Annotated in this window: 24 protein-coding genes; 17 read left to right on the top strand and 7 right to left on the bottom strand. The window is 71.6% G+C overall.

Annotated features, from left to right (window positions below; genetic code table 11):
* Positions 1-38: 38 nt before the first annotated feature.
* Positions 39-1,130, bottom strand: coding sequence for a septation protein SepH (gene sepH / locus IE269_RS13820; protein ID WP_189823175.1), 1,092 nt, complete (start codon positions 1,128-1,130; stop codon positions 39-41).
* A 543-nt stretch (positions 1,131-1,673) separates the two neighbouring features.
* On the opposite strand from sepH, the gene IE269_RS13815 reads away from it, so the two are divergent.
* Positions 1,674-2,576 carry a hypothetical protein gene (locus IE269_RS13815; protein ID WP_229897624.1) on the top strand — a complete coding sequence of 301 codons (903 nt, stop codon included), beginning with the start codon at positions 1,674-1,676 and terminating at the stop codon, positions 2,574-2,576.
* Positions 2,577-2,717: 141 nt separating this feature from the next.
* Here the strand turns inward: IE269_RS13815 and IE269_RS13810 are convergent, their stop codons facing one another.
* Both IE269_RS13810 and IE269_RS13805 read right to left on the bottom strand, forming a co-directional pair.
* Positions 2,718-4,034 carry a D-arabinono-1,4-lactone oxidase gene (locus tag IE269_RS13810; RefSeq protein WP_189823174.1) on the bottom strand — a complete coding sequence of 439 codons (1,317 nt, stop codon included), beginning with the start codon at positions 4,032-4,034 and terminating at the stop codon, positions 2,718-2,720.
* Positions 3,997-5,244 carry an MFS transporter gene (locus IE269_RS13805; protein WP_189823173.1) on the bottom strand — a complete coding sequence of 416 codons (1,248 nt, stop codon included), beginning with the start codon at positions 5,242-5,244 and terminating at the stop codon, positions 3,997-3,999. Before IE269_RS13805 ends, IE269_RS13810 begins: the two co-directional genes overlap by 38 nt.
* A 161-nt stretch (positions 5,245-5,405) precedes the next feature.
* Between IE269_RS13805 and IE269_RS13800 the strand changes: the two genes are divergently transcribed.
* Together IE269_RS13800 and IE269_RS13795 are read left to right on the top strand one after the other, a co-directional pair.
* Positions 5,406-6,575: a ferrochelatase gene (locus tag IE269_RS13800; protein WP_189823172.1), complete on the top strand. Its 1,170-nt coding sequence runs from the start codon at positions 5,406-5,408 to the stop codon at positions 6,573-6,575.
* A gap of 68 nt (positions 6,576-6,643) precedes the next feature.
* Positions 6,644-7,462 carry an inositol monophosphatase family protein gene (locus IE269_RS13795; protein ID WP_189823171.1) on the top strand — a complete coding sequence of 273 codons (819 nt, stop codon included), beginning with the start codon at positions 6,644-6,646 and terminating at the stop codon, positions 7,460-7,462.
* Positions 7,463-7,543: 81 nt separating this feature from the next.
* Here IE269_RS13795 and IE269_RS13790 read toward each other — a convergent pair whose 3' ends face one another.
* Complete coding sequence (locus IE269_RS13790; protein ID WP_189823170.1) at positions 7,544-7,714, bottom strand: hypothetical protein; 171 nt, start codon at positions 7,712-7,714, stop codon at positions 7,544-7,546.
* 373 nt (positions 7,715-8,087) lie between these two features.
* Between IE269_RS13790 and IE269_RS13785 the strand changes: the two genes are divergently transcribed.
* The 4 genes from IE269_RS13785 to IE269_RS13770 all read left to right on the top strand — a co-directional run bounded on the left by IE269_RS13785 (position 8,088) and on the right by IE269_RS13770 (position 11,718).
* Complete coding sequence (locus IE269_RS13785) at positions 8,088-8,741, top strand: response regulator transcription factor (RefSeq protein WP_185026810.1); 654 nt, start codon at positions 8,088-8,090, stop codon at positions 8,739-8,741.
* 7 nt (positions 8,742-8,748) lie between these two features.
* On the top strand, positions 8,749-9,990 hold the full coding sequence (locus IE269_RS13780; RefSeq protein WP_189823169.1) for a sensor histidine kinase: 1,242 nt from the start codon (positions 8,749-8,751) through the stop codon (positions 9,988-9,990).
* A 413-nt stretch (positions 9,991-10,403) separates the two neighbouring features.
* Positions 10,404-10,700: a DUF4193 domain-containing protein gene (locus tag IE269_RS13775; protein ID WP_185026814.1), complete on the top strand. Its 297-nt coding sequence runs from the start codon at positions 10,404-10,406 to the stop codon at positions 10,698-10,700.
* A 13-nt stretch (positions 10,701-10,713) separates the two neighbouring features.
* A complete protein-coding gene (locus IE269_RS13770; RefSeq protein ID WP_189823168.1) occupies positions 10,714-11,718 on the top strand; it encodes a hypothetical protein in 1,005 nt (334 codons plus the stop codon).
* Positions 11,719-11,736: 18 nt separating this feature from the next.
* Here IE269_RS13770 and IE269_RS13765 read toward each other — a convergent pair whose 3' ends face one another.
* Positions 11,737-12,186, bottom strand: a complete 450-nt coding sequence (locus IE269_RS13765; protein ID WP_189823167.1) for a DUF3093 domain-containing protein — start codon at positions 12,184-12,186, stop codon at positions 11,737-11,739.
* A gap of 58 nt (positions 12,187-12,244) precedes the next feature.
* On the opposite strand from IE269_RS13765, the gene IE269_RS13760 reads away from it, so the two are divergent.
* From IE269_RS13760 to IE269_RS13715, 10 genes are all read left to right on the top strand, one after another.
* A complete protein-coding gene (locus IE269_RS13760) occupies positions 12,245-12,871 on the top strand; it encodes a PaaI family thioesterase (protein ID WP_189823166.1) in 627 nt (208 codons plus the stop codon).
* On the top strand, positions 12,868-13,422 hold the full coding sequence (gene dut, locus IE269_RS13755; RefSeq protein WP_189823165.1) for a dUTP diphosphatase: 555 nt from the start codon (positions 12,868-12,870) through the stop codon (positions 13,420-13,422). Before IE269_RS13760 ends, dut begins: the two co-directional genes overlap by 4 nt.
* A 1-nt stretch (position 13,423) precedes the next feature.
* Positions 13,424-14,188 (top strand): DUF3710 domain-containing protein, encoded by a 765-nt coding sequence (locus IE269_RS13750; protein WP_189823164.1) that lies wholly within the window; start codon positions 13,424-13,426, stop codon positions 14,186-14,188.
* A gap of 307 nt (positions 14,189-14,495) precedes the next feature.
* Complete coding sequence (locus tag IE269_RS13745) at positions 14,496-15,641, top strand: FtsX-like permease family protein (RefSeq protein ID WP_189823163.1); 1,146 nt, start codon at positions 14,496-14,498, stop codon at positions 15,639-15,641.
* Positions 15,638-16,576 carry an ABC transporter ATP-binding protein gene (locus IE269_RS13740; protein WP_189823162.1) on the top strand — a complete coding sequence of 313 codons (939 nt, stop codon included), beginning with the start codon at positions 15,638-15,640 and terminating at the stop codon, positions 16,574-16,576. The genes IE269_RS13745 and IE269_RS13740 overlap by 4 nt, the downstream gene beginning before the upstream one ends.
* A 112-nt stretch (positions 16,577-16,688) precedes the next feature.
* Positions 16,689-17,423: an ABC transporter ATP-binding protein gene (locus tag IE269_RS13735; RefSeq protein ID WP_189823161.1), complete on the top strand. Its 735-nt coding sequence runs from the start codon at positions 16,689-16,691 to the stop codon at positions 17,421-17,423.
* 162 nt (positions 17,424-17,585) lie between these two features.
* Positions 17,586-20,129, top strand: a complete 2,544-nt coding sequence (locus IE269_RS13730) for a DUF4118 domain-containing protein (protein ID WP_189823160.1) — start codon at positions 17,586-17,588, stop codon at positions 20,127-20,129.
* A gap of 50 nt (positions 20,130-20,179) precedes the next feature.
* Positions 20,180-20,866, top strand: a complete 687-nt coding sequence (locus IE269_RS13725; protein WP_189823159.1) for a response regulator — start codon at positions 20,180-20,182, stop codon at positions 20,864-20,866.
* 101 nt (positions 20,867-20,967) lie between these two features.
* Complete coding sequence (locus IE269_RS13720) at positions 20,968-21,366, top strand: OB-fold nucleic acid binding domain-containing protein (protein ID WP_189823158.1); 399 nt, start codon at positions 20,968-20,970, stop codon at positions 21,364-21,366.
* 3 nt (positions 21,367-21,369) lie between these two features.
* Positions 21,370-22,152 carry a DUF3159 domain-containing protein gene (locus IE269_RS13715; protein ID WP_189823157.1) on the top strand — a complete coding sequence of 261 codons (783 nt, stop codon included), beginning with the start codon at positions 21,370-21,372 and terminating at the stop codon, positions 22,150-22,152.
* Between the two features lie 68 nt (positions 22,153-22,220).
* On the opposite strand, the gene IE269_RS13710 is transcribed toward IE269_RS13715, so the two are convergent.
* Positions 22,221-22,901, bottom strand: coding sequence for a potassium channel family protein (locus tag IE269_RS13710; RefSeq protein WP_189823156.1), 681 nt, complete (start codon positions 22,899-22,901; stop codon positions 22,221-22,223).
* Complete coding sequence (locus IE269_RS13705; RefSeq protein ID WP_189823155.1) at positions 22,901-23,566, bottom strand: potassium channel family protein; 666 nt, start codon at positions 23,564-23,566, stop codon at positions 22,901-22,903. Before IE269_RS13705 ends, IE269_RS13710 begins: the two co-directional genes overlap by 1 nt.
* Positions 23,567-23,759 lie beyond the last annotated feature (193 nt).

Here is a 23,759-nt window from a genome sequence, read left to right as displayed (position 1 = left end):
AACGTACGGACCCCTCCTCACGACGACGTACCCGCCGTCTACTCCTGCTTCTTCCTGCGCGTGCCGAAGACGATCTCGTCCCAGCTCGGCACCGCGGCCCTGCGGCCCGGACGCACACCGTCCGCCTCCGCCTGACGGTCCGTCGTGCCCACCAGCCGGTCGCGGTGTCCCGCCACGGCACGCGGCATCAGCACGTCCGCGTACGCCGCACCCGCCCCGGCGGCCGCTGGCGGCTCCTCCGGTACGGATTCGGGCTCGTCCGCGTCGATCGCCGACGGCGGCTCCGGCGGAGGCGGCGGAACCTGACGCTCCGGCACCACCATGTCGCCCCGGAAGCTCGGTACGGCCTCCAGCAGGCTGGTCAGCGAGTCGCGCTCGGAGAGGCCGTCGTCCGCCTCCATGGCGGGCGGCGGCGCGGGCCGCTCCAACTGCCGGTCCAGGGCGCGGTCCAACGGCCGCTCCAGGGAACGGTCGAGGGCCCGGTCCAGCGGCCGGTCGCGCGGCAGCCGGGCGATCCGGGGCACGAACGGGAAGCTGGGCTCGGGAGCCGCGGGCAGATCGTCGCTCTCGCCGATCAGCGAGCGCGCCTCGTCGTCCACGGCCGCGACCAGCCGGCGCGGCGGGTCGTAGGTCCAGCTCGCCGAGTGCGGTTCGCCCGCGACCCGGTAGACGAGCAGGACCTCCCAGGTGCCGTCGTCACGGCGCCAGGAGTCCCACAGGACCGTCTCCTTGTCGGCGCCGCGCAGCAGCAGCCGCTCCTGCACCGCCTCGCCGAGCTGGGGTCCGGCGTTCTCGCCGGGACGCCGCACGGGCGTCTTCCGGGCGCGCTCGGCCATGAAGGCGCGCTCGGCGAGCACGGGCCCCTCGAAGCGGCGCACCCGGTCGACCGGGATACCGGCCATCTGGGCGACCTCTTCGGCAGAGGCTCCTGCTCGTATCCGCGCCTGGATGTCGCGAGGGCGGAGGTGACTCTCCACCTCGATCTCGATCTGGCCGAGTCGGGCGCGGTCGTTGCGGACGGCGGCACGCAGTCGCTCGTCGATCGGAAGCGTGTACTCCGTGCTGTCCGCAGCCTTCAAAACCAGCCGTGTGCCGTCGTTGCTGACGGCCACGACACGCAGTTCGGGCATGGGGACCTCCCGGGTGGTGCCTGCCGACGTCACGTGCGTCGCTGCTTCCGCTAGTCGAGTGTGGCCTGCCCGGGTGCAGCCTGCCACTACCTTGCCGTGTTGCCCGGCGTGTCGGGCGTTGCGCCCTCGTTCGCCGTTATGGCACGGTGACCTGTTGTCGACGCAAAGTGACCATTGGTCACCCTGTGTAGCAGGTACCCGTTCGATGCCGCGGCGCCGCCGGTTACGAGTGCCGTTCGGCCCCCTCCCGAAGGGTCCGGACGCCCATGGGGGAGACCGGATCCAGGGCTCGCCACACTACTCCATTCGGGCCACATGGGTGGACCGGCGCGCCGTCGAAGTTCTCCCCCGGCACGGGAGTTGTCACACCTCCGCGCGGGTCGCCCCCCGTCAACTCTTGTGAGCGCGCTTCTGCCCCGCGGGTGGCGTACTGACGCCCTCGGGTGTCCTGATTCACAGAAAGATCAGAAGCGGAACTTTTCACTTCGCCCAAATGTCCCTTCCTGTAGCAAGGTGGAACGGAAGGGCAAACAGAGGTAGGGGATGGACAAGAAGCCGGATACCGGTGAAGAACCGGCAAAGCGCCGCATCGACCTGAGCGTGGCGCAGGTCGCGGGCAGTGCCGTGGCCGCGGTGGTCGCGGCCGTGCTGGCGTCCAAGCTGGGCGTGTACGGAACGGTCATCGGTGCGGGCGTGGTCAGCGTCGTCGCCACCAGTGGCGGAACGATTTTCCAGCACTTCTTCAAACGCACCGGCGAGCAGCTCCGCGAGGTCACGGTCCACGCGAAGCCGAAGGGCCGTCAGCCGCACGTGGACGACGCGACGCGTGTGCTGCGGACGGTCGAGGTGCCGACGGGCCTGGGGGAGGGGCAGGTCCCCGGCGACGGCGAGTTCACCGAGGCGACCGTGCACGGCACGCGGGTGCGGGGCTGGAAGCGGTCGGCGATCGGGGCGGCGGTGGTGTTCGCGGTCGCGATGGGTGGGATCACCACGTACGAACTGGTCTCGGACAACCGGGTGGGCGGCGGTACGGGAACCACCTTCGGCGGCGCGGTGCGCGGCGGCGGCGAGAAGAAGGACCCGCCCGCCGACCAGCCCCCCGCCACCGGGACCCCCGAGAAGGGCACGACGGGCGGCACCGGCCAGACCCCCGGCAAGGACTCCGGCGGCAAGCAGTCGCCCGACCCCGGCGACTCCGGCGGCAAGCAGACCCCGGACCCGGACCCCACCCCGACCCCCGACCCCACCACCGGCACCGGCGGCACCACGGGCGACGGCGGCACCACCGGCGGCGAGACCCCCAAGCCCCCGCCGCCGACCAAGGCCCCGGACCCGGGCGGGGACCAGGGCGGCAACAACGAGCAGAGCGGTGCGGAAGGCGCCCAGGGGCGCCAGCAGGCGCCGGCGGGGGCCGCGGCGGGCGATACGGAGCGTTCGGCGCCCTGAGACGGCGTACGCCCGCCCGGGCGGGCGCCTGCCGACGGGGCCGCGCGAGGATGGACGGGGCCGGGCGAGGCCGTGGAGCCGCCGCCCGGCCCCGCCCGCGCCCGGACCCGTAACGGCCCGTCAGCGGCCCCTTCAGGGGCCTCAGTCGCCCAGCACGCGCCGCAGGTAGTCGTTGCCGAAGAGGCGGTCCGGGTCGAGGCGGTCGCGCAGTGCCGTGAACTCGCCGAAGCGCGGGTAGGCGTCCGCGAGGTACTCGGCGTCGCGGGTGTGCATCTTGCCCCAGTGCGGGCGGCCGCCGTGGGCGGTCATGATGCGCTCGACGGCGGTGAAGTAGGACTGGTACGGGGTGCCCTTGTACATGTGGACCGCGATGTACGAGGTGTCGCGGCCGGAGGCGGTGGAGAGCGCGATGTCGTCGGCCGGGGCCGTGCGCACCTCCACCGGGAAGCTGATCTTCAGCGGCGAGCGCTCGACCATCGCCCGCACCTCGCGCAGCGCCTCCACGGTGGCCTCGCGCGGAATCGCGTACTCCATCTCCACGAAGCGCACCCGGCGCGGGCTCGTGTAGACCTTGTACGGAATGTCCGTGTAGGTCCGCGCGGACAGGGCCCGGCTGGAGACCTTGGCGATGGCGGGGATCGTGCGCGGCACGGCCCTGCCGAGCGAACAGACCACCTGGAAGAGCCCGTTGGACATGAACTCGTCCTCGATCCAGCCCGCGACCTTTCCGGGCGGGTCGATGGGGCCCAGGGTGCGGTTGTTGCGCTTGGTGTTGCAGTTGCCGGTGTGCGGGAACCAGTAGAACTCGAAGTGCTCGTTCTCGGCCACGAGTGCGTCGAACTCCGAGGTGACCTGGCCGAAGCCCATCGGCTCCTCGCGCGCGGTCAGATGGAAGACCGGCTCCACGGCGAAGGTGATCGCGGTGACGATGCCGAGCGCGCCCAGCCCGATCCGGGCCGCCGAGAAGATCTCGGGGTTCTCCTTCGCGGAGCAGGTGAGGATCCGGCCGTCGGCGGTGATCAGCTCAAGTGCCGTGATCTGGGCGGCCAGCGAGGCGGACTCGCGGCCGGTGCCGTGGGTGCCGGTGCTGGTGGCGCCCGCGACCGTCTGCTCCATGATGTCGCCCATGTTCGTGAGCGACAGGCCCTCGCGGGCCAGCGCCACGTTGAGGCGCTTGAGCGGAGTGCCCGCCTCCACGGTGACCGTGCCGGCCTCGCGGTCGATGTCGCGGATGCCGGTCAGCAGGTCGGGACGGACGTGCACGCCGTCGGTCGCCCCTATGGCGGTGAACGAGTGGCCGGTGCCCACCGGCTTGATCTTCAAGCCCTCGGCTGCGGCAGTACGTACTGCGTCAGCCAGCTCCTCGACGGACGAGGGAGTCACCGCCCGCGCGGGGCGGGCGGTGACGGTGCCCGACCAGTTACGCCAGGCGGTGCTCGTCTTCGTGGTGTCGCTCATCGGCGCCGTGCCCTCCCCGAGTCGGTGCCGGCCTGCCCAGCCGGCGGTACCCCAGGAACGCCACCGCGGCCGCGAGAGCTCCCGCCACGACGGACACCACGTACGCCGCGTCGGCGCCCATCCCGTCGACGGCCCACCCTGCGGCGGACGAGCCGAGCGAGACGCCGACGGCGAGACCGGTACTGGTCCAGGTCATGCCCTCGGTCAGTTTGGCGCGGGGTACGTGCTGCTCGACGAGGGCCATCGTGGTCACCATCGTCGGTGCGACGGCGAGGCCCGCGACAAAGAGCGCCACGGCCAGAAACGGAAGGTTCCCGGCCAGTTGGAGGGGGATCATACTCACGGCCATCGCACACACACCCAGCAGCCACCTCTTCGTGGGCGATCCCTTCAGGTGCAACAGCCCGAACACCGCTCCCGCCAGGCACGATCCGAGCGCGTACGCCGCCAGCACCAGGCTGGCGGCCGCCTTGTGGCCCTGCTCCTCGGCGAAGGCCACCGTGACCACGTCGATCGAGCCGAAGATGGCACCCGTGGCGACGAACGTGGCCACCAGCACCTGCAGGCCCCGGGACTTGAGTGCGGAGCCGCCCTTCTTGCCCGGCTCGCGCGGATGCGGCACCGGCTCGGTGGCGCGCTGCGCGGTCAGCCAGAAGACACCCACCAGCAGGAACACGCCCGCGATCAGCGGACCCGCCTCCGGGAACCAGGCGGTGGACAGCCCGATCGAGGCGATCGGCCCGAAGATGAAGCAGATCTCGTCCGCGATCGACTCCCACGAGTACGCGGTGTGCAGCTCACGCGGGGAGTCGCGGTAGATCGCCGCCCAGCGGGCCCGGATCATCGACCCGACGCTGGGCACCGTGCCCGCGCCCGCCGCGAACACGAACAGCGTCCAGTCGGGGGCGCCCTGCTGGGCGCAGACCAGCAGGCCCGCGACGGCGACGGCGGCCACCAGCGTCGCCGGGCGCAGCACCCGGCTCTGGCCGTGCCGGTCGACCAGCCGGGAGATCTGCGGGCCGAAGACGGCCGCGGACATCGCGAGGGTGGCGGAGAGGGCGCCCGCCAGGCCGTATCGGCCGGTGAGCTGGGAAATCATCGTGACGATGCCGATGCCCATCATGGACAGCGGCATCCGGCCGAGCAGCCCCGCCACCGAGAAGCTCTTGGTGCCGGGGGCGGCGAATATGGCGCGGTAGGGACTGGACAACTTGAGGTTCCGCCGATCAGGCGCGCTCTGGGGGCCGGCGCCGTTAACACGTGTAAATGGTTCGTACAGGTTTTCGTACAGGTTACGTACCGAAACGCCGCACCGGCACTGTGATCTGTGTCGGGTGCGGGCCTGTCGGAGGCGGGTGGCAGGATCGACGTATGCCTGATCAGCCCGATACGGTCCCCGGTGACACGCTCCTCGCAGCGTCCGACGCGACCCCCTACGACGCCCTGCTGCTGCTCTCCTTCGGCGGCCCCGAGGGCCCCGACGACGTGGTCCCGTTCCTCCAGAACGTGACGCGCGGCCGGGGCATCCCCGAGGAGCGCCTCAAGGAGGTGGGGCAGCACTACTTCCTCTTCGACGGCATCAGCCCGATCAACGAGCAGAACCGTCACCTCCTGGACGCCCTCCGCAAGGACTTCGCCGAGCACGGCCTCGCGGACCTCCCCGTCTACTGGGGCAACCGCAACTGGGCCCCGTACCTCACGGACACCCTGCGCGAGATCACCCGCGACGGCCGGCGCCGCATCGCGGTCCTCGCCACCAGCGCGTACGCCTCGTACTCGGGCTGCCGCCAGTACCGGGAGAACCTCGCGGAGTCCATCGAGACGCTGCGCGCGGAAGGCCTTCAGCCGCCCCGGATCGACAAGCTCCGCCACTACTTCAACCACCCCGGCTTCGTCGCACCCATGGTCGACGGCGTCCTGAAGTCCCTGGCCGACCTGCCGGACGCGGTGCGCGACGGCGCCCACCTCGCCTTCACCACGCACTCCATCCCGACGGCGGCGGCCGACACCTCCGGCCCGGTGGAGGCGCACGGGGACGGCGGTGCGTACGTCGCCCAGCACCTGGACGTGGCGCGGCTGATCGCGGACGCGGTCCGGGAGGCGACCGGGGTCGCCGAGCGCCCCTGGGAGCTGGTCTACCAGTCGCGCTCGGGCGCCCCGCACATCCCGTGGCTGGAGCCGGACATCTGCGACCACCTGGAGGCGCTGCACGGGGCCGGGGCACCGGCGGTCGTCATGGTGCCGATCGGTTTCGTGTCCGACCACATGGAGGTCCTGTACGACCTGGACACGGAGGCGACGGCGAAGGCGGCGGAGCTGGGGCTGCCGGTGGCGAGGTCGGCGACGGTGGGGGCGGACCCGCGGTTCGCTGCTGCGGTGCGGGAACTGGTCCTGGAGCGGGCGGCTGTCGAGCGGGGCGTGACGGTTCGCCCCTGTGCGCTCGGGGCGCTCGGGCCGAGCCACGACCTGTGCCCGGTCGGCTGCTGCCCCTCACGGGCGGTGAAGCCTGCGGCGGCGGGGGCGGACAGCCCCTACGTGTGAGGGGTGGGTGCGCGGACGGGGCCGGACCGTTGGATGCAGGAACAGCAACCCACCACCAGGGGAGAACCGTGAACGACGAGAACCTGAAGGCCGAACTGCTCGGAGTCGCGCTCGAAGTGGCCCGGCGGGCCGGGGAGTTGCTCCGGGACGGGCGGCCCGACGACCTCGGGGTGGCGGCCACCAAGTCCAGCTCCGTGGACGTGGTCACGGAGATGGACCTCGCCGCCGAGAAGCTGATCACCGGAATCCTCGCCGAGCGCCGGCCCGACGACGGCGTGCTCGGCGAGGAGGGCGCCGCGACCGAGGGCAGCAGCGGGGTGCGCTGGGTCGTCGACCCGCTCGACGGCACCGTCAACTACCTGTACGGGCTGCCCACCTGGGCCGTCTCGGTCGCCGCCGAGTACCGGGGCGAGACCCTCGTCGGCGTCGTCGAGGCCCCGATGCGCCGGGAGACGTACCGCGCGGTGCTCGGCGGCGGCGCGTACGCGGACGGCCCGGCGGGGGCGGGCCGGAAGCTCGCCGTCCGCCCCTCCCCGCCCCTCGACCAGGCACTGATCGGCACCGGCTTCGGCTACCTCGCCGAGCGCCGTAAGCGTCAGGCCGAGATCGCCGGACGGCTGATCCCGGGCTTCCGGGACATCCGGCGCGGCGGTTCGGCGGCCGTCGACCTGTGCGACGTCGCCGCCGGGCGGCTCGACGGCTACTACGAGCGCGGGCTCAACCCCTGGGACTACGCGGCCGGCGACCTGATCGCCCGGGAGGCGGGCGCCCTCACCGGCGCCAGGCCCGACAGCCCGGCCTCGCCCGAGCTGACGGTCGCCGCATCGCCGGGCGTCTTCGCCCCGCTCCAGGCACTGCTGGAGGACCTGGGCGCCTGGCACGACTGACGCACCGCCCGGGCATGACGGAGGGGCTCGATCCGGCGACGTACCGGATCGAGCCCCTCCGCTCGTGAGACGTGACGCCGGCTACGCGGCGATGTCGATCTCCACGCCGTGTTCGGCGGCGAGCTGGTGCAGGTCGTCGAGCTCTTCCTGCTCGACGTCCACGAGGAAGTCGTCGCCGGCCGCACGGGCCTTGGAAAGGTCCGACTCGGTGTCCTTTATGCGCTTCAGGAGACTGGTGGTGAAAGCGTCCATGGGTGCGCCCCCTCGTCATGGGTCGGTGGCACGGGGGTGTGCCGAGGGTGTTCGATCACACGCACCCCCGTCGGCGTCGGCGCATTCCCTCTGGACCGTCCCCGGGGGGACAGAGCGGGCTGTGGCGCGCCACATACGGGGCGTGATCGCGGGTGTTTAGACGTCCTCCCCACGCCCGGCGGGGGAGAAACCTCAACTGCCCCAAGAATCATGGAAGTCGCGCCTCCGGTCGCCCGCCGGTCATCGGCCGCCCGCCCGCCCGAGCGCCCCGCAAGCCGCCTTACAGCCGGTTTACGGCTGAAACGGGCAGGATGGAGGTCCACACACCCCTGCCCGGAGGACCTTCTCGCGGGCACCACAGGAAGGACCCGACGTGCGCGTACTCGTCGTCGAGGACGAGCAGCTGCTCGCCGATGCGGTGGCCACCGGACTGCGCCGGGAGGCCATGGCCGTCGACGTCGTGTACGACGGCGCCGCGGCCCTGGAGCGGATCGGCGTCAACGACTACGACGTCGTGGTCCTGGACCGCGACCTCCCGCTCGTGCACGGCGACGACGTCTGCCGCAAGATCGTCGAGCTGGGCATGCCCACCCGCGTCCTGATGCTGACCGCGTCCGGCGACGTCAGCGACCGCGTCGAGGGCCTGGAGATCGGCGCCGACGACTATCTGCCCAAGCCCTTCGCGTTCACCGAGCTGACCGCCCGCGTGCGTGCGCTGGGACGCCGTACCACCGTCGCGCTGCCGCCCGTGCTGGAGCGCTCCGGCATCAAGCTCGACCCCAACCGGCGCGAGGTCTTCCGCGACGGCCGGGAGATCCAGCTCGCCCCGAAGGAGTTCGCGGTGCTGGAGGTGCTGATGCGCAGCGAGGGTGCGGTGGTCTCCGCCGAGCAGCTCCTGGAGAAGGCGTGGGACGAGAACACCGACCCCTTCACCAACGTCGTACGGGTGACCGTCATGACCCTGCGCCGCAAGCTCGGCGAGCCCCCCGTCATCGTCACGGTGCCCGGCTCGGGCTACCGGATCTGAGGCGGCGGTGAAGACCACACCCGCCCCACCAGCAACACCGCCCAAGCCCTCCTGGGACCCCCGCCAGCCGGAACCGGCCTTCCCGTGGATCCGCTCCACGATCCGGATACGGCTGACCCTGCTGTACGGCGGCATGTTCCTGATCGCGGGCATCCTGCTGCTGTCGATCATCTACCTGCTGACCGCGCAGGCGCTGCGGGACGGCACGGCCTACCCCGATTTCCAGATCTCGGGCCCGGCCAGGCTCTCCAGCCACAGCTGCCCCTCCATCGGCGACGCGCAGAACAACGCCCAGCTGAACACGATGCTGCGCGAGTGCATGAGCGGCCAGCGGCAGGACGCCCTCAACGACCTGCTGAACCGCTCCCTGCTCGCCCTGGTCGGCCTCAGCGTCATCGCCTTCGCCTTCGGGTACGCGATGGCGGGCCGCGTCCTGTCGCCGCTGGGCCGCATCACCCGCACTGCCCGCCGGGTGGCCGGTACGGACCTGACGCGGCGCATCGAGATGGACGGCCCGGACGACGAGCTGAAGGAGCTCGCGGACACCTTCGACGAGATGCTGGACCGGCTGGAGCGCGCCTTCACCGCCCAGCAGCGCTTCGTCGCCAACGCCTCCCACGAGCTGCGCACACCGCTCGCGATCAACCGGACCCTCCTGGAGGTCCACCTCTCCGATCCCGGGGCCCCGGTGGAGCTCCAGCAGCTCGGCAAGACCCTGCTGGCCACCAACGAGCGCAGCGAGCAGCTGGTGGAGGGCCTGCTGCTGCTGGCCCGCAGCGACAACCAGATCGTCGAGCGCAAGCCCGTCGACCTGGCCGAGGTCGCCACCCGGGCCCTCGACCAGGCCCGCGGCGAGGCCCAGGACAAGGGCGTGGAGCTGCGCGGGGAGCGGCAGCCCGCGGTGGTCCAGGGCAACGGCGTGCTGCTGGAGCGGATCGCGCTGAACCTGGTTCAGAACGCGGTCCGGTACAACGTGGCCGACAATGGCTGGGTCGAGGTCACCACCGAGATCCAGCACGGACAGGCGGTGCTGGTGGTTTCGAACACGGGTCCAGTGGTTCCCGCGTACGAGATCGACAACCTCTTCGAGCCGTTCAGGAGGCTGCGCACCGAGCGCACGGGCAGCGACAAGGGCGTAGGCCTGGGTCTGTCCATCGCGCGCAGCGTCGCGAGGGCTCACGGAGGCCGTATCATCGCGGAGCCTCGCGAGGGCGGCGGCCTCGTCATGCGTGTGACGCTTCCGGTCTGAGTTCCTTCGGACCCGGGAGCAGGACGACTGGTGAAGCCGTCAGTGTGTTCGCTTTAAGCGGAATTTTCGGGATGGAAACCCGACAGTTCCGTGTGTGATCGATCACAGGTCGCATTTTCCGACCACCTACTCTCCGTGATCATCGATCCTCCGTAAAACCGGGAAAAGTCCGGGTTTCCGGGGGGTGGGATCACGGGAAGTACACGGGGTGGTGCACGGGCGGTGCGACATTCGGACCGTGTACGGTCCCGATCGCCATCCAAGACGATCACTCCGCGGAGTGCGTCTGAGGTGTCGATTGAGTAACAGACCTTGATGTGAGGCAAAATCTCCGCCTCAGGTCGGGCACAAGTCCGGCCTCTCACGCGTTACTGCGCTGGAGACACCGCAACCACCCAGAGGGGGAGAGCGACATGGCAACGGATTACGACACCCCACGTAAGACCGATGACGACCTCAACGAGGACAGCATCGAAGAACTCAAGGCACGGCGAAACGACAAGTCGAACACGACCGTCGACGTCGACGAGTTCGAGCAGGCTGAAGGCCTGGAGCTGCCCGGCGCGGACCTTTCCAACGAGGAACTGTCCGTCCGTGTGCTGCCCCGGCAGGCCGACGAGTTCACCTGCATGAGCTGCTTCCTGGTCCACCACCGCAGCCAGCTGGCCCGCGAGAAGAACGGCCAGCCGATCTGCCGCGACTGCGACTAGGACGGGGTCGGCCGTGACTGGCGCGACACCGTTCAGGAAGCGGCCTTTCCGGCGCAAGAAGGCGTCGGAGGCACAACAGGGCGGAACCGGCCCGACGGACGCTGCTCAGGCGTCCGCCGAGTCCTCCGCCCCCGTGCCGTCCTCCGACCCGGTGGACGGCACTCCCGGAGAAGCCGCCGGCGTACAGAGCGAAGGGCAGGACCTTCCGGTCCCGCTCGACGATTCGAAGGGGTCCGTGACCGGGACCCGGCGCCTGGCGGCTCTCACCAAGGGCGTCCCCGCCCTCAAGAAGGGCGTTCCCGCGCTGAAGAGCAGCGTGCCCGCCCTCAAGAACGGCGTCCGCAAGGGCGGCGAAGGCGCGAAGGCCGCCCTCGCCCACCTCACCGACCGCGTCATCGAGAACGCCCCCCGCGTGCCCGTGCGCGACCTGGCGACCCTGCGCAAGCAGTTCCCGGGGCTCACCCCCGAGCAGCTCGCCGACAAGCTCGTCGCGGGCGCCGCCAACGGCACCTCCACCGTGGGCGCCGGCATCGGCGCGGCCGCCATGATGCCCGTACCGCCCGCCATGCCGGCCGAGCTGGCCGCCGAGATCACCGGCGTCGCCGCGATCGAGCTCAAGCTCATCGCGGAACTCCACGAGGTCTACGGACAGCGCCCGCCCGGCAACCTCAAGCAGCGCACCATCGCCTATCTCGGCTCCTGGGCCGAGGAACGCGGCGTCGACATCACCAAGCCCACCACGCTCAACGCGGCGCTCGGCGGGCAGATGAAGCGCGAGCTGCGCCAGCAGATCATGAAGCGGATGGTCCGGAACCTGCCGAACCTGATGCCGTTCATGGTCGGCGCCGCCGTCGGCGCGGTGATGAACCGCCGCGACACCAAGAAGCTCGCCGAGCACATCCGCAAGGACCTGCGCACCCGGCAGGTCCCCTGGGACGCGCTGCCGGAGCTGCCGCCCCTGGACCACGCCCGCGAGCTGAGGGAGCTGGAGGCGGCCCGCAAGGAGCTGGAGGGCTAGCCCGCGACCCGTGCGGGGCTAGTCCGTGACCCGTGCGGACTTCAGCACGTCCGCAAGGGCCTGCGGGTGCCTGGTGGAGAGGTAGGCGTACGGAGTCGGGTCGTCCGGGTCGGTGACCGGGATCCGCAGCGCCGTCGGAATGTAGCTGCGCAGCAGCATGAAGGCGCGCAGGTCCGCCTTGTGGGTGCGCCAGGCACGCGCCTCCTCGGCGTCCAGCACCTCGGCGTCGCCCAGCGCGGACACCGGAATGCGGGCGTCCCCGGCCACCAGGGAGCCCGCCACCACCCTGATCCGCACCGATCCGTAACTGCTGACCAGCGCACCGGTCAGCAGGATGCCGACGACCACCGCGCCCAGCATCGGCAGCGTGCCCAGCGGCAGCAGCATCAACCCGCACGCGATGCCCACCCCGACGGTGATGAGCCACCAGGAGCGGGGTGCGGTCAGGCGTTCTTCGTAGGACTGCATACCGCTTAGCTTGGCACGGCGCGACCTGCGTATCCGTACGCGGGTAAGGTCTGCGCCTGTGAGCACTGACAACCCCCGGGAGGCGACTCCCGGACGCCCGGCCGGATCCTCGGCCCTGACGCCCCCGGCCGACGCCATAGCCCCGGTCCGGCACCCCGACGCCCCGGCCCCGGGCGAGCTGCTCGGCGCGCACTACGAGCACTGTTTCGGGTGCGGCGAGGGGCAGCCGCACGGGCTGCACCTCGAGGCGCGGGCGGGCGAGGGGCCCGGCGTGCGGGTGAGCGCGGAATTCACCGTCAAGCCCGCCCACCAGGGCGCCCCCGGGCTCGCGCACGGCGGCGTACTGGCCACCGCGCTGGACGAGACGCTCGGGTCGTTGCAGTGGCTGTTGCGGGTCATCGCGGTGACGGGACGGCTGGAGACCGATTTCGTCCGCCCCGTACCCGTCGGCACGGTCCTGCACCTCGACGCCGAGGTGACCGCCGTGCACGGCCGCAAGATCTACTCCACGGCGACCGGACGGATCGGCGGCCCCGAGGGGCCCGTCGCGGTCCGTGCGGACGCCCTCTTCATCGAAGTCAAGGTCGACCACTTCATCGACAACGGCCGCCCGGAGGAGATCCAGGCGGCCATGGCCGACCCCGATCAGGTCAGGCGCGCCCGCGCCTTCGAGGTGAACCCATGAGCCGTATCCCCGTAGACGTACTGATCCGGCGGGTGGACCCGGACGTGCCGCTTCCGTCGTACGGACACCCCGGTGACGCCGGGGCCGACCTGGTCACCACCGAGGCCTGCGAACTGGCCCCCGGTGAGCGCATCGTGCTGCCCACCGGCATCTCCATCGCGCTGCCCGACGGCTACGCGGCCTTCGTGCACCCGCGCTCCGGGCTCGCCGCCCGCTGCGGTCTGGCGCTCGTGAATGCCCCGGGGACGGTGGACGCCGGGTACCGTGGGGAGATCAAGGTGATCGTGGTCAACCTGGACCCGCGCGAGAGCGTGCGGTTCGAGCGTTTCGACCGGATTGCCCAACTGGTCGTCCAGCAGGTCGAGAAGGTCCGCTTCCACGAGGTCGCGGAACTTCCCGGCTCGGCACGGGCCGAGGGGGGCTTCGGGTCCACCGGCGGTCATGCCGCGGTGGGCGACCCGACGGGCGGTCCGGTGGACGACGCGGACGCCACAGATTCATTGGGTGGGAACTCCTACGCTTCGGTCGTTGCCGACCGGGAAGGACAGTGACGTGTTCGGACGTCGCAAGAAGAGCGAATCCGCCGAGGACGAGGCGGGCGTGACCGAGCAGGTCGCCGAAGAGGTCGAATCCGCAGAGGGCGCGGACGGTGAGCCGCAGCGGGTCAACCTGCCGCCGGCCCCCCGCCCCGACGGCCCCTGGGACGTCTCCGAGGTCACCTCGCCCGACGAGGGCCGGGTCGACCTGGGCGGCATCTTCGTGCCCGGCGTCGAGGGCATGGAACTGCGCGTGGAGGTCGCGGGCGACGCGATCGTGGCCGCCACCGTCGTGCTGCGCGACAGCGCCATCCAGCTCCAGGCCTTCGCCGCCCCCAAGAAGGAGGGCATCTGGGGCGAGGTCCGCGAGGAGATCGCCACCGGCATCACCGGCCAGGGCGGCCACATCGACGAGGTCGAGGGCCCGCTCGGCTGGGAACTGCGCGCCCAGGTCCCCGTACAGCTGCCGGACGGCAACAGCGGGGTGCAGCTGGTGCGCTTCGTCGGCGTCGACGGGCCCCGCTGGTTCCTGCGCGGAGTGATCTCCGGGCAGGGCGCGGTGCAGCCCGAGGCCGCGGGCGTGCTGGAGCAGATCTTCCTGGACACCGTGGTCGTCCGGGGCGAGGGGCCGATGGCTCCCCGCGACCCGATCGTCCTGAAGCTCCCCGAGGACGCCCAGATGGTCGCCGAGGGCGTCCAGCAGGAGGAGCAGGCGGAGTCCCGCTTCTCGGGCGGCATGGGGCAGTTGCAGCGCGGGCCGGAGATCACCGAGGTCCGCTGATCTCTCCTCGTTCTCGTACGGCCGGTGGCCCGCACTCCCGCAAGGGGTGCGGGCCACCGGCCGTTTCGCCGTCAATTCCCTTGGCCCGAACGGGAGTTGACGGCAAGCTCATTGTCGTACGCACACCTCTTCCCGTACGGTGCCGAGCACACGGGGGAAGGACGCGCCGGTGGGTGTGCAGGGGGGACGCGGTACGGGCGGGGCGGCCGAGGCGGTCGCCGATCGGGCGGCTTCTGCCGCCAGTGGGAGCGCTCCCGGGGCCGCGGGAGCTCACGGCGGGCGGCGGCGCGGGAGGACGCCGGTCCTGGTGCGCTGGGCCAGGCACCACGCGCTGGTGCTCGGCGCCGCCTCCGTCGCGGTACTGCTCGCGGCGACCGTTCTCGCCGCCCTCGCGGCACTCACCGAGCGCGCGGTCGAGAGTGGAGTCCAGCGTCGGATCGCCGCCGACCAGGGGGCGGCCGTCAGCGTTCTCGGAAACCGCCCCGGGGAGATCCCGGCCGGCGTCGACGCCCGCCGGGACGCGGCGGTACGGGCCGCGTTCGGGCAGACCTTCGCCGGGGTGGCGCACCGGACCTGGTCGGTGCTGCGGGCTCCCGCCGGGTTCCAGTCGGAGTTCGGGGTGATCGACGGAAGCGGACAGGAGCGGGACGACGTCACCGTCGCGGTGGAGGTACCGGTGCTCGCGGGACCCGAACTGCGCCAAGGAGGCACGTACCGGACCCAGGTACGCGGCGTCGACCTGCGCCTGCGCGTGGTGGGGCCGGTGCCGTCCGGTGCCGTCCGGGACGACGCACTGGGGCCCGTGCGCGGAGAGTCGGCCGCGCCCCTGGTGCTGGCGGACACGGCCGCCCTCGGCCCGCTCGGCCCGCGCACCGCGGGCAGGTCCGCACTGCTGCTGTTCGGGTCGCACCTGGACGCCCCCGTGCTGCGTTCGCTGGTGCCCCGCGCGGCGGACACCTCCGCCCTGGGCACCCTGCGCGTCCGCGCCGAGGAGGAGGCCTCGATCGACAGTGACGGACTGCTGGCCGCCCTCACCACGGCGTACCGCCTGTGCACCGTACTCACCGTGCTCCTCGCCCTGATCGCCCTCGTCCTCGACCTTTTGCTGTCCGCCCCCGAACGCGGCCGCACCGCCGCCCGGCTGCGCACCATGGGGCTCGGCGACCGGGCCACCGGGGCGCTCAACCTGGTGCAGTTGCTGCCGATGGTGGCCGCCGCCGCGATCGGCGGCAGCGCACTCGGGCTGCTGCTGCCCGGACTGCTGGGCGACGCCCTGGACCTGCGCGGCTTCACCGGGGGAGCGCTCGACCCCGAACTGCGCACCGATTACGCGGCCTTCGCGCTCCTGGGCGGCGGGTTCCTGCTGCTGGTGGCGGCGGCGGTGGCCGTGGAGACCGCCCTGGCCAGGCGCCGCAAGCTGGGCGCCGTACTGCGACTGGGAGAACAGACATGACCGGCACAGCCGCAGACCTGAGCACCCTGGAGGAGCGCGCCCGGGCGGGCGCGGTCCCCGCCGCCGACGACGGGCTGATCGTCTGCGACAACGTCGTACGCGTCTACCGCACCGAGGACGTGGAGGTGCAGGCCCTCCAGGGCCTGGACCTCGTCGTCGACGAGGGCGAGTGCGTGGCCCTTGTGGGCGCGTCCGGCTCCGGCAAGTCCACGCTCCTGTCGATCCTCTCCGGCCTCGACCTGCCCACCGCAGGCCGCGCCAGGGTCGCCGGCCACGACCTGCTGTCCATGGGGCGCACCGAACGCCTCGGCTACCGGCGCAGCACCGTCGGCTTCGTCTGGCAGCAGACCGGCCGCAACCTGCTGCCGTACCTCACCGCGCTGGAGAACGTCACCCTGCCGATGAAGTACGCCCGCGTACCGCGCCGCAAGCGTGCCCCGCAGGCGCAGGAACTCCTGGACGCGCTCGGCATCGGATATTGCCGCGACCGCCGCCCGCAGCAGATGTCCGGCGGCGAACAGCAGCGCGTCGCCGTCGCCGTGGCGAGCGCCAACAGCCCGCGCGTGCTCTTCGCCGACGAGCCCACCGGCGAACTCGACACCGCCAGCGGCGAGGAGGTCTTCGCCGCGCTGCGCCGCGCCAACGAGGAACTCGGCATGACCGTCCTGGTCGTCACCCACGACCCCCTCGTCTCCGACCAGGTCCGGCGCACCGTGCGCATCCGCGACGGCCGGACCGCCACCGAGACACTGCGGGCCCACGGGGCGGCGGACGGCGAGGAGTTCGCCGTGCTCGACCGGGTGGGCCGGCTCCAGCTGCCGCGCGAGCACATCGAGCGGTACGGGCTGCGCGGGCGGGTCCGGCTGACCACCGAGACCGACCACGTCGGGGTGTGGGCGGACGGGACGATTCCCCCCGGGGATCAAGGAAATTGACCGGCGGTGGGTCCGTTGTCGAACCCATGGGCAACAATGAGCGCACGGACAGCAGTTCGGCAGTGGTGCGACAGCACGACGAACGTCAGCGGTACGAGCGGGGGAGCGGGCGATGACCGACAGCACGGAGACCACCACCGGCACGGGTACGGCCACGGCACTGGCCGAGGACCCCATGGTCCGCGTCAAGGACCTGCACCGGTCCTTCGGCTCCGGAGCCGCCGCCGTGCACGCCCTGCGCGGCGTCTCCTTCGATGTGCCGCGCGGCGAGCTGGTCGCCCTCAAGGGCCGCTCCGGCTCCGGCAAGACCACCCTGCTCAACCTCGTCGGCGGCCTCGACAAGGCGGACGGCGGCAGCATCGTCGTCGACGGCACCGACATCGGCTCCCTCGGCGAGAGCGGACTGCTGGAGATGCGCCGCGACCGCATCGGCTTCGTCTTCCAGTCCTTCGGCCTGATCCCCATCCTCAGCGCCGCCGAGAACGTCGGGGTGCCGCTGCGGCTGCGCAAGACCGACCCCAAGGAGCGCGAGGAGCGGGTCGCCCTGCTGCTCTCCCTGGTCGGCCTCGCCGACCACGCCACCCAGCGCCCCACCGAGCTCTCCGGCGGCCAGCAGCAGCGCGTCGCCATCGCCCGCGCGCTCGCCAACCGGCCCGCCCTGCTGATCGCCGACGAGCCCACCGGCCAGCTCGACGCGGAGACCGGCCTCGCGGTCATGGAACTGCTGCGCGCGGTGGTCCGCAGCGAGAACGTGACGGCGCTGGTCGCCACGCACGACGCCCAGCTCCTGGGCCTCGCGGACCGGGTGATGGAACTGCGCGACGGGCGGATAGTCGACGCCGACTGAGCGCATCAGAATCGCGTCAAGGCACCCCTCCCGCCTGCACCCTGTCCGAAACGTCCCCTTCGCTGGCCTTAAGGTCGACAGCAGCGCACGAAGCCGCGGCGGCAGTGCACCACCACACCGCCGCCGCAGCGCGCACCGCTGCTTTCGAAAGACAATGGGGCCATGGGACGCGGGACACTCCGGATCTACCTCGGTGCGGCACCGGGCGTCGGCAAGACGTACGCCATGCTCTCCGAGGCCCACCGCAGGGTGGAGCGCGGGACCGACTGCGTCGTCGCCTTCGTCGAGCACCACGGCCGCCCGCGCACCGAGGTGATGCTGCACGGCCTCGAAGAGGTGCCCCGGCGCACCCTCGTCTACCGGGGCGCCACCTTCACCGAGATGGACGTCGACGCCGTCCTGGAGCGCGCCCCCGCCGTCGCCCTGGTCGACGAGCTGCCGCACACCAACGTCCCCGGCTCCCGCCACGCCAAGCGCTGGCAGGACGTCGAAGCCCTCCTCCAGGCGGGCATCGACGTCATATCGACGGTCAACATCCAGCACCTGGAATCGCTGGGCGACGTCGTCGAGTCGATAACGGGAGTGCGCCAGCGCGAGACCGTCCCCGACGAGGTGGTCCGCCGCGCCGACCAGATCGAACTGGTCGACATGTCGCCCCAGGCGCTGCGCCGCCGCATGGCGCACGGCAACATCTACCAGCCCGACAAGATCGACGCCTCCCTCTCCAACTACTTCCGCCCCGGCAACCTCACCGCCCTGCGCGAACTGGCCCTCCTGTGGGTCGCCGACCGGGTCGACGAGTACCTCCAGCAGTACCGGGGCGAGCACAACATCCGCTCCACCTGGCAGGCCCGCGAACGCATCGTCGTCGGCCTCACCGGCGGCCCCGAGGGCCGCACCCTGATACGCCGCGCCTCCCGCATGGCCGCCAAGGGCTCCGGCAGCGAGATCCTCGCCGTCTACGTCGCCCGCAGCGACGGCCTCACCGCCGCCTCCCCCAAGGAGCTTGCGGTCCAGCGCACCCTGGTCGAGGACCTGGGCGGCAGCTTCCACCACGTCATAGGGGACGACGTACCCAGCTCCCTGCTGGAATTCGCCCGCGGCGTCAACGCCACCCAGATCGTGCTCGGCTCCAGCCGCCGCAAGACCTGGCAGTACATCCTGGGCCCCGGCGTCGGCCAGACCGTCGCCCGCGACTCCGGCCCCGACCTCGACGTCCACATCGTCACGCACGAGGAGGTCGCCAAGGGACGCGGCCTGCCCGTCGCCCGGGGAGCCCGGCTCGGCGGCACCCGCATCCTCGCGGGCTGGCTCGTCGGCGTACTCGGACCGGTCCTGATGACGCTGCTGCTCACCAGCATCAACAACGGACCCGGCCTCGCCAACGACGTCCTGCTCTACCTCTTCCTGACCGTCGTCGCCGCCCTCCTCGGCGGCCTGCTGCCCGCCCTCGCGGCCGCGGCGGCGGGCTCCCTGCTCCTCAACTACTTCTTCACCCCGCCCACCCGCACCCTCACCGTCGACGACCCCAAGAACATCGTCGCCATCGCGATCTTCTTCGCCGTCGGCGTCTCGGTGGCCTCCGTCGTGGACCTCGCCGCCCGGCGCACCCACCAGGCCGCCCGGCTGCGCGCCGAGTCCGAGATCCTCTCCTTCCTCGCGGGCAGCGTCCTGCGCGGCGAGACCACCCTCGACGCCCTCCTGGAGCGGGTCCGCGAGACCTTCGCCATGGAGTCCGTCGCCCTCCTGGAGCGGGCCAGCGACGTCGAGCCGTGGACCTGCGCGGGCAGCCTGGGCCCCAGCCCCGCCGAACGCCCCGAGGACGCCGACGTGGACATGCCGGTCGGCGACCACATGGCGCTCGCCCTCTCCGGGCGGGTCCTGCCCGCCGAGGACCGCCGGGTGCTCGCCGCGTTCGCCGCCCAGGCCGCCGTCGTACTGGACCGCCAGCGCCTGGTCGGCGAGGCCGAGGAGGCCCGCCGCCTCGCCGAGGGCAACCGCATCCGCACCGCGCTCCTCGCCGCCGTCAGCCACGACCTGCGCACCCCCCTCGCCTCCATCAAGGCCGCCGTCACCTCGCTGCGCAGCGACGACGTGTCCTGGTCCGAGGCCGACGAGGCGGAACTGCTGGCCGGCATCGAGGAGGGCGCCGACCGCCTCGACCACCTCATCGGCAACCTCCTGGACATGTCCCGCCTCCAGACCGGCGCCGTCACTCCCCTGATCCGCGTCACCGACCTCGACGAGGTCATCCCCATGGCCCTGGTCGGCGTCCCCGACGACAGCGTCGAGCTCGACATCCCGGAAACGCTCCCGATGGTCGCCGTCGACCGGGGCCTCCTGGAGCGGGCCGCCGCGAACATCGTCGAGAACGCCGTCAAGTACAGCCCGCCCGGCATCCCCGTCGCCGTCGCCGCCAGTGCGCTGGGCGACCGCGTCGAGGTCCGCGTCACCGACCGGGGCCCCGGCGTCCCCGACGACAGCAAGGGCCGCATCTTCGAACCCTTCCAGCGGTACGGGGACGCCCCGCGCGGCGCCGGAGTCGGCCTCGGTCTCGCGGTCGCCCGGGGCTTCGTGGAGGCCATGGGCGGCACCCTCACCGCCGAGGACACCCCCGGCGGCGGCATGACCATGGTGCTCACCCTCAAGGTCGCCCCCGGCCAGGCCCCGGTCCGGCCGGACTTCCCGGCGCAGGTCCTGTCATGAACGTACGCACGAATCCTTTGCATGCCCCGACAGCAGTGAGGAAGACCCCCATGACCCGGGTGCTCGTGGTCGACGACGAGCCGCAGATCGTCCGCGCGCTCGTGATCAATCTGAAGGCGCGCAAGTACGAGGTGGACGCGGCCCCCGACGGGGCCACCGCCCTCCAGCTCGCCGCCGCCCGCCACCCCGACGTGGTGGTGCTCGACCTCGGCCTGCCCGACATGGACGGCGTCGAGGTCATCAAGGGCCTGCGCGGCTGGACCCGGGTGCCGATCCTGGTGCTCTCCGCCCGCCACACCTCCGACGAGAAGGTCGAGGCGCTCGACGCGGGCGCCGACGACTACGTCACCAAGCCCTTCGGCATGGACGAGCTGCTGGCCCGGCTGCGGGCCGCCGTCCGCAGGGCCGAACCCGTCGGTGCCGCCGAGGAGGGCGACGTACTCATCGAGACGGAGGGCTTCGCCGTCGACCTCGCTGCGAAGAAGGTCCACCGGGAGGGCCGCGACGTACGCCTGACCCCCACCGAGTGGCACCTGCTGGAGGTGCTGGTGCGCAACACCGGCCGCCTGGTCAGCCAGAAGCAGCTCCTCCAGGAGGTCTGGGGGCCCTCGTACGGCACCGAGACCAACTACCTGCGGGTCTACATGGCCCAGCTCCGCCGCAAGCTGGAGACCGACCCGGCACATCCGCGCCACTTCATCACCGAGCCGGGGATGGGGTACCGCTTCGAGCGGTAGGCCCCCGGGCCCTCGGTCCCGCGCGGCCGGGCCCGAGGGCCGGGAAAGATCGTGACTACGGCGGGTGACCCCACCGGTCCCGTCCCCGGTACGCTTCCCGTATGAGTGCCGTACCTCGCCCCGAGAAGCCGACCGGGCGGTTCCGCAGGATGCTCGACCGACTGTCCAGCTCCCAGGAGGACCTGCACTGCACGGAGCTCCAGGAGGACACCCACGCCGTCGGCTGCACCCCCATATCGGCCTGCGACGACCGCCAGATCGTCAAGGTGACCGGTACGTTGCGCACGGTCACCCTGCGCCCGCGCGCCGGTGTGCCCGCCCTGGAGGCCGAGCTCTTCGACGGCACCGCGCCGCTGGACGTCGTCTGGCTGGGCCGCCGCTCCATCGTCGGCATAGAACCCGGCCGCAAGCTCATCGCCTCCGGCCGGATCTCCATGAGCCACGGCCGCCGGGTGCTCTTCAACCCCAAATACGAACTCCGACCGCTCGGACAGGAGTAGCCGGTGACGTCTTTCGACAAGCCGACCACACCCCGCCATCCCGACGACGCCGCCCAGCCGTACGTCGTCCCCGCCGACGCGCCCCCGCAGAACGCAGCGGACAAGGCCGTCACCGAGGCGGCCCTCTTCGACGCCTTCGGCGGCGTGCGCGGCATGGTGGAGACGGTCCTGCCGGGCCTGCTCTTCGTGACCATCTTCACGATCAACAAGAACCTCCAGATCTCGGCGATCGCGGCCGGTGCGGTGTCGCTGCTGCTGGTCGCCGTCCGGCTGGTCCGCAAGGACACCGTGAAGCACGCCTTCAGTGGCGTCTTCGGGGTCGCCTTCGGCATCGCCTTCGCGCTGATCACGGGCAACGCCAAGGACTTCATGCTGCCCGGCATGCTCTACACGCTGGGCCTCTCGCTGGCCTACCTGATCTCGGCGGCCGCGGGCTTCCCGCTGATCGGCGTGATGCTCGGCCCGGTGTTCAAGGAGAACCTCTCCTGGCGCACCCGCAACCCCGGCCGCAAGAAGGCGTACACGAAGTCGAGCTACGCCTGGGGCGTCATCCTGCTCACCAAGTGCGCGATCCTCTTCCCGCTGTACTGGTGGGCCGACACCACCAAGTTCGGCTGGGTGGCCATCGCGCTGAAGATCCCGCCGTTCCTGCTGGCCGTCTGGCTGACCTGGATCTTCCTGGCGAAGGCTCCCGCGCCGATCGACGTGTTCGCGGAGATGGAGGCCGAGGAGAAGGCCGAGGAGGCCCGGAAGGCGGCCGCCGCCGCCCACCGCCGCGAGGCCTGAGAGTTACGTCGAAGGGGGGCGCCCCGCACCGGTGAGTGCGGGGCGCCCCCCTTCGACGTAACCGGACCTCAGCCCTTCGGCGCATCCTCCCGGCGCACCGACAGCAGGTCCTCCAACTGCTCCTCGCGCGCCTGCGCGGCCACGAACAGCAGCTCGTCGCCGGGCTCCAGGGTCTCCTCCGGCGTCGGCGTGAGCACCCGCGTGCCGCGGATGATCGTCACCAGCGAGGTGTCGATCGGCCACTCCACCTCGGAGATCTGCGTGCCCGCGATCGCCGACTCCGGCGGCAGCGTCAGCTCGACCAGGTTGGCGTCGCCGTGGCTGAAGCGCATCAGCCGTACGAGATCGCCGACGCTCACCGCCTCCTCGACCAGCGCCGACATCAGACGCGGAGTGGACACCGCCACGTCGACGCCCCAGGACTCGTTGAAGAGCCACTCGTTCTTCGGGTTGTTGACGCGGGCCACCACGCGCGGCACCCCGTACTCGGTCTTCGCGAGCAGGGAAACGACCAGGTTGACCTTGTCGTCGCCGGTCGCCGCGATCACGACGTTGCAGCGCTGGAGCGCCGCCTCGTCCAGCGAGGTGATCTCACAGGCGTCGGCCAGCAGCCACTCCGCCATCGGCACCCGCTCCACCGAGATGGCGGTCGGCGCCTTGTCGATCAGGAGCACCTCGTGCCCGTTCTCCAGCAGCTCGCCCGCGATGGAACGCCCCACCGCGCCGGCCCCGGCAATCGCGACCCTCATCAGTGACCTTCCTCGGGGCCGAGCGAGCAGGCCGCCTCGACCTTCTCGATCTCGTCCGTGCGCATCATCACGTGCACGAGGTCGCCCTCCTGCAGCACCGTCTGGGAAGTCGGCAGAACCGCTTCGCCCAGCCGGGTGAGGAACGCGACACGCACGCCCGTCTCCTCCTGCAACTTGCTGATCTTGTGCCCGATCCAGGCGGGCGAGGTGTGCACCTCCGCGAGCTGCACACCGCCGCTCGGGTCCCGCCACAGCGGCTCCGCGCCCGAGGGCAGGAGCCGGCGCAGCATCTGGTCGGCGGTCCAGCGGACCGTGGCGACCGTGGGGATGCCCAGGCGCTGGTAGACCTCCGCCCGGCGCGGGTCGTAGATGCGCGCCGCGACGTTCTCGATGCCGAACATCTCGCGGGCCACCCGGGCCGCGATGATGTTCGAGTTGTCGCCGCTGCTGACGGCGGCGAACGCACCGGCGTCCTCGATGCCCGCCTCGCGGAGGGTGTCCTGGTCGAAACCGACCCCGGTGACCCTGCGGCCACCGAACCCGGAACCCAGACGGCGGAAGGCCGTGGGGTCCTGGTCGATCACGGCGACCGTGTGCCCCTGCTGCTCCAGAGTCTGCGCGAGAGCGGCTCCCACTCGCCCGCAACCCATGATGACGACGTGCACGTCCGTCCTTCCGGCCGTTAAGAGTCCATCAATTGTTTCGTGTGTTTTTCGTCGGACTCACAAGAGTCGCAGACCGCCGCCAAAGCTACACACGTGCGGTGTGCCGCGGGGACCCCCGGTCAGTGACTGGTCAGAGGCCGGTCCGAGAAGTTCAAGGCCTGGCAAAGGAGCTTTCGGAGATTCCCGGAGGCCC

It is taken from the genome of Streptomyces spiroverticillatus, from assembly GCA_014650415.1.
GTDB lineage: Bacteria > Actinomycetota > Actinomycetes > Streptomycetales > Streptomycetaceae > Streptomyces > Streptomyces spiroverticillatus.
The sequence above is the reverse complement of the archived record's forward strand: the minus strand, read 5'-3'. Positions and strand labels throughout refer to the sequence as shown.

Excerpts from the sequence above, each read along its gene's own strand:
- sepH (WP_189823175.1), bottom strand. The coding sequence starts at position 1,130 with ATGCCCGAACTGCGTGTCGTGGCCGTCAGCAACGACGGCACACGGCTG.
- IE269_RS13815 (WP_229897624.1), top strand. The coding sequence starts at position 1,674 with ATGGACAAGAAGCCGGATACCGGTGAAGAACCGGCAAAGCGCCGCATC.
- IE269_RS13810 (WP_189823174.1), bottom strand. The coding sequence starts at position 4,034 with ATGAGCGACACCACGAAGACGAGCACCGCCTGGCGTAACTGGTCGGGC.
- IE269_RS13800 (WP_189823172.1), top strand. The coding sequence starts at position 5,406 with ATGCCTGATCAGCCCGATACGGTCCCCGGTGACACGCTCCTCGCAGCG.
- IE269_RS13790 (WP_189823170.1), bottom strand. The coding sequence starts at position 7,714 with ATGGACGCTTTCACCACCAGTCTCCTGAAGCGCATAAAGGACACCGAG.
- IE269_RS13775 (WP_185026814.1), top strand. The coding sequence starts at position 10,404 with ATGGCAACGGATTACGACACCCCACGTAAGACCGATGACGACCTCAAC.
- IE269_RS13765 (WP_189823167.1), bottom strand. The coding sequence starts at position 12,186 with ATGCAGTCCTACGAAGAACGCCTGACCGCACCCCGCTCCTGGTGGCTC.
- dut (WP_189823165.1), top strand. The coding sequence starts at position 12,868 with ATGAGCCGTATCCCCGTAGACGTACTGATCCGGCGGGTGGACCCGGAC.
- IE269_RS13740 (WP_189823162.1), top strand. The coding sequence starts at position 15,638 with ATGACCGGCACAGCCGCAGACCTGAGCACCCTGGAGGAGCGCGCCCGG.
- IE269_RS13735 (WP_189823161.1), top strand. The coding sequence starts at position 16,689 with ATGACCGACAGCACGGAGACCACCACCGGCACGGGTACGGCCACGGCA.
- IE269_RS13730 (WP_189823160.1), top strand. The coding sequence starts at position 17,586 with ATGGGACGCGGGACACTCCGGATCTACCTCGGTGCGGCACCGGGCGTC.
- IE269_RS13725 (WP_189823159.1), top strand. The coding sequence starts at position 20,180 with ATGACCCGGGTGCTCGTGGTCGACGACGAGCCGCAGATCGTCCGCGCG.
- IE269_RS13720 (WP_189823158.1), top strand. The coding sequence starts at position 20,968 with ATGAGTGCCGTACCTCGCCCCGAGAAGCCGACCGGGCGGTTCCGCAGG.
- IE269_RS13710 (WP_189823156.1), bottom strand. The coding sequence starts at position 22,901 with ATGAGGGTCGCGATTGCCGGGGCCGGCGCGGTGGGGCGTTCCATCGCG.